This is a genomic window from Leucobacter soli, from assembly GCF_042659205.1.
Lineage (GTDB): Bacteria > Actinomycetota > Actinomycetes > Actinomycetales > Microbacteriaceae > Leucobacter > Leucobacter soli.
Genome location: NZ_JBHSRW010000161.1, coordinates 1 through 5,248 on the forward strand (window position 1 = coordinate 1; position 5,248 = coordinate 5,248).

The window sequence follows — 5,248 nt, forward strand, 5'->3', positions numbered from 1 at the left end:
GCGGGGTATGGGACGGGCATGATGCCGGGGGTTCCTTTCGGTACAGGATTACCCTCCATCAAACACGACACGATTCACCCGTCCGCGGATGATGATGCGACTGCGGCAACTCAGCGAGATAACCCGCGTCCACCTTGTCCTGATAGGCGCGCCACTTCCCCTGCGGGCCACGGAAAATCCAGGACAGGTCCGCGAGCGCGTTGAAAAGTCGCTGCGGCCCAATCTCGACACCAGCCCGGGCGAGCATCTTCGCCGCATCGGCAACCGCGTAGTCGCCGTCAGCGGATGCGAGCTCATCCCATGCGTCAGCGCGAGGCGCGAGCTCGGCGATCTGCTGATCTTTCGCTGCGAGCATCTGCTGCGCCTCGATCACGGCGAGCGCGAGCAGTTCGGGCCCGGTCGGGGCCACGGCCGGCGCAGTCTCTGCTTCGCGTGTCTTCACCGCGAAGTACTGCTGCGCCAAAGCGACCTCCGGCTTTCTCGCGTCTGCATTCTGGAAGAGGATGTAGCAGGCGTACCGGGTCAGTTCGACATCCTCGATCTGCTTGGTGCCACCGTTCGGCATCGGGGATGTTTTAGGTGCGCCCCTAAAATGTTCCGCAGCGTCCAACCCGCTCGCGTTCACCGACTCGATCGCCCGGTTGATCGCCCTCGACCAGTCCTGCCACGCCTTGTACCCGGCGTACGGCATCAGATCACGTGCCGACCACACCTCACCATCCGTGAGAGTGATGATCTTGAGGTCGTCGAGCTGATCTTCGAAACTACTGAGTGCGCTCATGCTGCGACCTCTTCCGCATGGTTGACCTTGTTGTGGTCAGCGACGCGAGCTTGCGCACGCTTCACGCCTTCGACGGTGCGCGTCGGGTAGGACACCTTGAAGTGACCCTTGCTAAGGTCGCCTCGGTGGTCTGGGCAGTTCCGGCAGACCGCGCTCACTTGGTCGCGCCCCTTGTTGAACTCAACTACCGCGCTCATCGCGTGACCCCCTCGTCCTGGATGTTGAGGACCTTCGCCCGGTAGGCGGCAACCTCAGACGGGATGAACGCGTTGAGGCGGCCCTGCTTCCGCGGCCTCGGGAAGTCCGGCTCGCCCGCGGAGCGCAGGTTGTAAACCGTCTGCACCGCGAGGCCGAGGAACTCGGCAACCTGCTTCGTCGTCCACGTCGGCTCGTAGGGAGTGCCGGCGTAGCCCATCGTCGGGGCGCTCATGCTGCGGCCACCTCAGGAGCCTGAACCTGCTCTTCGAGCGCCGCTGACGCAAACAGCGTGGCAGCGGTGATTCCCAACCGGGAGGCAATGGGCTCGAGGTCAGAAGTGGCGAACGGCTTCTCGAACCGGAACCGCTCGTAGACGTACTTCTTGTCCCGCCCCAGTGCCCCCGCGAGAGCCTTCCCCGTAACACCGCGCCGCGCCGCTTCTGCTTTGACTGCGCGGATGATCCGAGCTGATGTTTCGTCGAGTCCCATTTTTGGCATGCCCCCAGAGTGCCATATGTGGCACTCGACTGCAACCCAAAACGGCACGCATTTACAAAAGTCCCAATAATCGGTACTCTGTTCACATGAACGCGAAATACGAATCCAGCTTCACTCAACGGGTGATTGCGGAGATCGAGAACGCTCGACTAGACAAGGGCATCTCCGTCCAAGACCTCATCTCCCGCTCTGGTATCCGCAGGTCGTCCTACTTCAGAAAGATGCGAGGCGAAACGTCATTCACAACCGAAGACGTGGACGCTCTAGCAAACGCCCTTGGCCTAGACCCGATGATCGTGTTCAAGAACGCCAGCGAAGAGCACATCGCTCCCGTCACTGTCGGACGTTTCCTGCAGAATGATGCCCCCGATGAACTCCCGCGCGCAGCGTTCACTGACAATGGCGACGACGGCGCCGACCTCCCCGAGTAGACGGGCGAGCGCCTAGTTGGAAACCGATAGAGATACGCACGCATTTCTCACATAATGCGTGCTACATTGACACTTAGCACGCAAGAAGACTAACGAAGGGGCGGCGAGCGATGAGTGAGATGAAGGGCAGCGCGGGAGGGAAAGCCCTCGCCTCAAAGCTGAGTCCAGAGCAACGCTCGGCCTCAGCAAGAAGAGCTGCCGAAGCAAGGTGGAACAGCGAACCGCCGAAGGAGATCATTGCGGGGTCTCCCGACCGACCGATCCGCATCGGAGATCAGGCGATCGAGTGCTATGTCCTCAGCGACGGCACCCGCGTGCTCACGCAAGGAAGCCTCCTCACCGCTCTCGGCCGCAGCCCGAGACTTGCTGGGAACAAAGACGGCGACGCCGAACTTCCGCCCATTCTCCAAGGTAAGGCTCTCAGGCCGTTCATCCCAGACGAGATCATCTCAGACGCGATGCCGATCCCCTTCAAACACCCGAGCGGCTTTAAGGCAAGTGGATACCGGGCAGAACTCCTGCCGAAGCTCTGCAATGTCTACCTCTCAGCGAATGACGCGAAGGCGCTCCCGCCGAATCAAGTAGCGACTGCGAGAGCCGCCGAGGTATTGGTTCGCGGTCTCTCAATCGTGGGTATCACAGCACTTGTCGATGAAGCCACCGGGTATCAAGAGCAGCGTGCGAAAGATGCGCTGGCCACGATTCTCGAAGCCTATGTTGCAGAGGAACTGCAGCCGTGGGTGAAGACGTTCGACCCGCAGTTCTACAAGCAAATGTGCCGCTTGCGTGGAATTCCGTTTGATCCCAGCTCGGTAAAGAAGCCGCAGTACTTCGGCAATCTCACCAATAACATCGTCTATCGACGTATCGCTCCCGGAGTTTTCGAGGAGATCAAAGCGGAACGTGAGCGCGATGCGAAGAAGAAGCGCGCGAGAATGCACCAGCAGTTGACCCAAGATGTTGGCCACCCGAAGCTTCGAGAACACATCGCATCGGTCACCACGGTGATGAGACTCAATGAAGATTGGAACAGCTTCATCGCGATGCTCGACAAGGTACACCCGATTATTGATCCCAACATGCCCCCGCCCCTGTTCGAGGACGATGGCATCGGGCTATAGATCCCCCTCTCGGGAAGGAGCAGAAAGTGCAGAAGCTATACGACTACGCAACGGCGCGTGGCGTGCAGATCGAGTACTGCGATCTGCGTGACCTCGGTAGGGCCGGCGACTACCACCGCCCTACCCGCACGATCCGGCTTCAGCCAGGCATGCTCTACCGGAAGGAACGATCCGTGTTGGCCCACGAGCTCGCGCATGACTACCACGGCGACGAGCCAGACATGTTCGGCGCACTCCCTCGCCGCAGCGAGAACCGCGCAGACGAATGGGCGGCACACTTCCTCATCGACCCCGAGGAGTACCGCATCGCCGAGGAAAAGTTCGGCACCCATACAGAGTGGATCGCACAGGACCTCGGCGTGCTCGAGCGCCTAGTGATCGCATACGAACGCACGCTCCACCGGATCGGCGACCACGTCTATATCGGCGCGAAGCTCGGCGCCGGGAACTGGTCCGCGAAGTTTGAGGTTGCCTGATGGGGCGCCCGCCACTACCGATCGGCGCATGGGGGGAGATCAACTACACCACCCGATCCGGGAAGCCCGCCGCCTACGCCCTGTTCCGCGACTTCGATGGCCGCAGCCGCCCAGTGCTGCGCACCGGCCCGTCAAGGAGCAAAGCGAAGACGGCGCTCCTTGAAGCGCTCGCAGAACGCGCGAAGCCAGCCCTCGGGCGAATCAGTAAAGACACCCGCATCAGTGAGCTTGCTGATATCTACGAAGCCGAGATGCTCGCCGACACCGAGCTCGGCGATCAGACCAAACTGACCTACAAGTCGAAACTCAACTCGATTCGCGCAGGCCTTGGCGGCGTCAAGCTCTCCGAAGCCACCCCTGGCAGGCTGGACCGCTACGTCCAGGCGGTCGCGAAGAAGCACCCCGGAGCGGCACGGTCAGTGCGGACGGTTCTCAAGAGCATGATGCTCCTCGCAGTTCTCGACGAGGTGTTCGACCAGAACCCCGTCAGGGAGACCCGGACCGTCGCCCGCGGTGCTCCCGACGTGCAGGTCCTGCGCGCCGGCGACCTCGCAAAGATACGCCGTCTCCTGCAGGCATGGGACCGGAAGCTGATCGGCAAGCACCCTCGGAACGGGAGTCTGACTGACACGATCGACATGTACACGGCGACAGGCTGCCGCACTGCAGAGGTACTCGCGATCGGCTGGCCTCGCCTCACTCTCGACACCGAGCCGCTCACCGTCCGCATCGACCGGACGGTAGTGAAGAACCTTGAGGGCAAGCTCGTCATCCAGTTGCACACGAAGAACAAGCAGATCCGTGACCTCGAGCTCCCCCACGCAGTCGCCGGGATGCTCCTTCGCAGGCGCATCGACGCCCGTAGCGAGTTGGTCTTCCCGTCCGAGGTGAACACTCCAAGGTGGCCCGACGCGATGCGGAGGGAGTGGCGCCAGGCGCTTGAAGGGAGTGAGTTCGCGGGGCTGAAGCCCGGGCTGTATCGGAAGGCGGTCGCGACGCATGTCGCGGAGCGGTTGGGGGTTGAGGCGGCACGGGATCAGCTCGGGCATACCGGGTTGGCGAATCTCAAGTACTACGTCGAGCAGGCCAAGCGGGGCCCGGAAGCCGCTGCGGTGATCGACGAGCTTTTCCCTGAAAGCGCAGACTAAACGCAGACTAAACCGTTAAGACAAAAAGAAAGCCCGGCCAGAATGTGCTTCTGACCGGGCTTTTCTTGGTGGCGGGTGAGGGATTCGAACCCCCGTAGGCAGTGCCAGCTGATTTACAGTCAGCCCCCTTTGGCCGCTCGGGTAACCCGCCATCGGCCGCGCGTCGCAAAGATGCACGACCAGCACACAAGCATAGTCGCCCGATCGGCTCGAACGGAAATCGCGCGCCACGGCTGCCGCAGCGCTCGGGATCGCGCGGATTCGCGCGCAGGCGCGAGGATCCGGATCAGCCCGCCGGCAACGCCCCGGCGTCGAGCTCCGCCAGCCGTTCGTCGACGCCCTCCAGCGGCAGTGCGAGTCCATAGCGGTGCGCGGCGATCGAGAGCGACTGCTCGCGCAGGAACACCAGCAGCTCGACCGGCCCGGCCATCGTCACCGGCTCCGCCCAGAGCGGCAGGCGATCCTGGCCACCGAGCCACTCCGCGGCACGCACCGGATCCCCGCCGATCAGACGCACCCGCTCAATGCCGGAGGCCGTCACCCCGACGGTCAGACCGGACCCCGCGCCGACGCCGGATCCGGACCCCGCGCCCGA

The 5,248-nt window shown here is 62.6% G+C and carries 9 protein-coding genes and 1 tRNA gene; 4 read left to right on the plus strand and 6 right to left on the minus strand.

The genetic code is table 11. The features are described 5' to 3' along the window. Positions 1 to 58: 58 nt before the first annotated feature. From ACFPZL_RS09605 to ACFPZL_RS09620, 4 genes are read right to left on the minus strand one after another with little or no spacing between them, the layout of a single operon-like run. Positions 59 to 781 carry a phage antirepressor KilAC domain-containing protein gene (locus tag ACFPZL_RS09605; RefSeq protein ID WP_218116425.1) on the minus strand — a complete coding sequence of 241 codons (723 nt, stop codon included), beginning with the start codon at positions 779 to 781 and terminating at the stop codon, positions 59 to 61. Beyond that, positions 778 to 978: a hypothetical protein gene (locus tag ACFPZL_RS09610; RefSeq protein WP_218116424.1), complete on the minus strand. Its 201-nt coding sequence runs from the start codon at positions 976 to 978 to the stop codon at positions 778 to 780. Before ACFPZL_RS09610 ends, ACFPZL_RS09605 begins: the two co-directional genes overlap by 4 nt. Continuing rightward, positions 975 to 1,211, minus strand: coding sequence for a helix-turn-helix transcriptional regulator (locus tag ACFPZL_RS09615; RefSeq protein WP_218116423.1), 237 nt, complete (start codon positions 1,209 to 1,211; stop codon positions 975 to 977). Before ACFPZL_RS09615 ends, ACFPZL_RS09610 begins: the two co-directional genes overlap by 4 nt. After that, positions 1,208 to 1,468 carry a hypothetical protein gene (locus ACFPZL_RS09620; RefSeq protein WP_218116422.1) on the minus strand — a complete coding sequence of 87 codons (261 nt, stop codon included), beginning with the start codon at positions 1,466 to 1,468 and terminating at the stop codon, positions 1,208 to 1,210. Before ACFPZL_RS09620 ends, ACFPZL_RS09615 begins: the two co-directional genes overlap by 4 nt. A 95-nt stretch (positions 1,469 to 1,563) precedes the next feature. Between ACFPZL_RS09620 and ACFPZL_RS09625 the strand changes: the two genes are divergently transcribed. The 4 genes from ACFPZL_RS09625 (at position 1,564) to ACFPZL_RS09640 (ending at position 4,653) form a co-directional block, all read left to right on the plus strand. Continuing rightward, complete coding sequence (locus tag ACFPZL_RS09625) at positions 1,564 to 1,908, plus strand: helix-turn-helix domain-containing protein (RefSeq protein ID WP_218116421.1); 345 nt, start codon at positions 1,564 to 1,566, stop codon at positions 1,906 to 1,908. 110 nt (positions 1,909 to 2,018) lie between these two features. Beyond that, a complete protein-coding gene (locus tag ACFPZL_RS09630; RefSeq protein WP_218116420.1) occupies positions 2,019 to 3,029 on the plus strand; it encodes a P63C domain-containing protein in 1,011 nt (336 codons plus the stop codon). Between the two features lie 26 nt (positions 3,030 to 3,055). Further along, a complete protein-coding gene (locus tag ACFPZL_RS09635) occupies positions 3,056 to 3,505 on the plus strand; it encodes an ImmA/IrrE family metallo-endopeptidase (RefSeq protein ID WP_218116419.1) in 450 nt (149 codons plus the stop codon). Continuing rightward, positions 3,505 to 4,653, plus strand: a complete 1,149-nt coding sequence (locus tag ACFPZL_RS09640; protein ID WP_218116418.1) for a tyrosine-type recombinase/integrase — start codon at positions 3,505 to 3,507, stop codon at positions 4,651 to 4,653. The genes ACFPZL_RS09635 and ACFPZL_RS09640 overlap by 1 nt, the downstream gene beginning before the upstream one ends. Positions 4,654 to 4,719: 66 nt before the next feature. Here the strand turns inward: ACFPZL_RS09640 and ACFPZL_RS09645 are convergent. Together ACFPZL_RS09645 and ACFPZL_RS09650 are read right to left on the minus strand one after the other, a co-directional pair. Then, a tRNA-Tyr gene (locus ACFPZL_RS09645) sits at positions 4,720 to 4,804 on the minus strand. A gap of 135 nt (positions 4,805 to 4,939) precedes the next feature. Then, the coding region (locus ACFPZL_RS09650; protein WP_382335234.1) for a hypothetical protein at positions 4,940 to 5,248 on the minus strand (309 nt) is incomplete at its 5' end.

Coding starts and splice junctions, on each gene's coding strand:
- ACFPZL_RS09625 (WP_218116421.1), top strand. CDS start 1,564: ATGAACGCGAAATACGAATCCAGCTTCACTCAACGGGTGATTGCGGAG.
- ACFPZL_RS09640 (WP_218116418.1), top strand. CDS start 3,505: ATGGGGCGCCCGCCACTACCGATCGGCGCATGGGGGGAGATCAACTAC.
- ACFPZL_RS09610 (WP_218116424.1), bottom strand. CDS start 978: ATGAGCGCGGTAGTTGAGTTCAACAAGGGGCGCGACCAAGTGAGCGCG.
- ACFPZL_RS09620 (WP_218116422.1), bottom strand. CDS start 1,468: ATGGGACTCGACGAAACATCAGCTCGGATCATCCGCGCAGTCAAAGCA.
- ACFPZL_RS09630 (WP_218116420.1), top strand. CDS start 2,019: ATGAGTGAGATGAAGGGCAGCGCGGGAGGGAAAGCCCTCGCCTCAAAG.
- ACFPZL_RS09605 (WP_218116425.1), bottom strand. CDS start 781: ATGAGCGCACTCAGTAGTTTCGAAGATCAGCTCGACGACCTCAAGATC.
- ACFPZL_RS09615 (WP_218116423.1), bottom strand. CDS start 1,211: ATGAGCGCCCCGACGATGGGCTACGCCGGCACTCCCTACGAGCCGACG.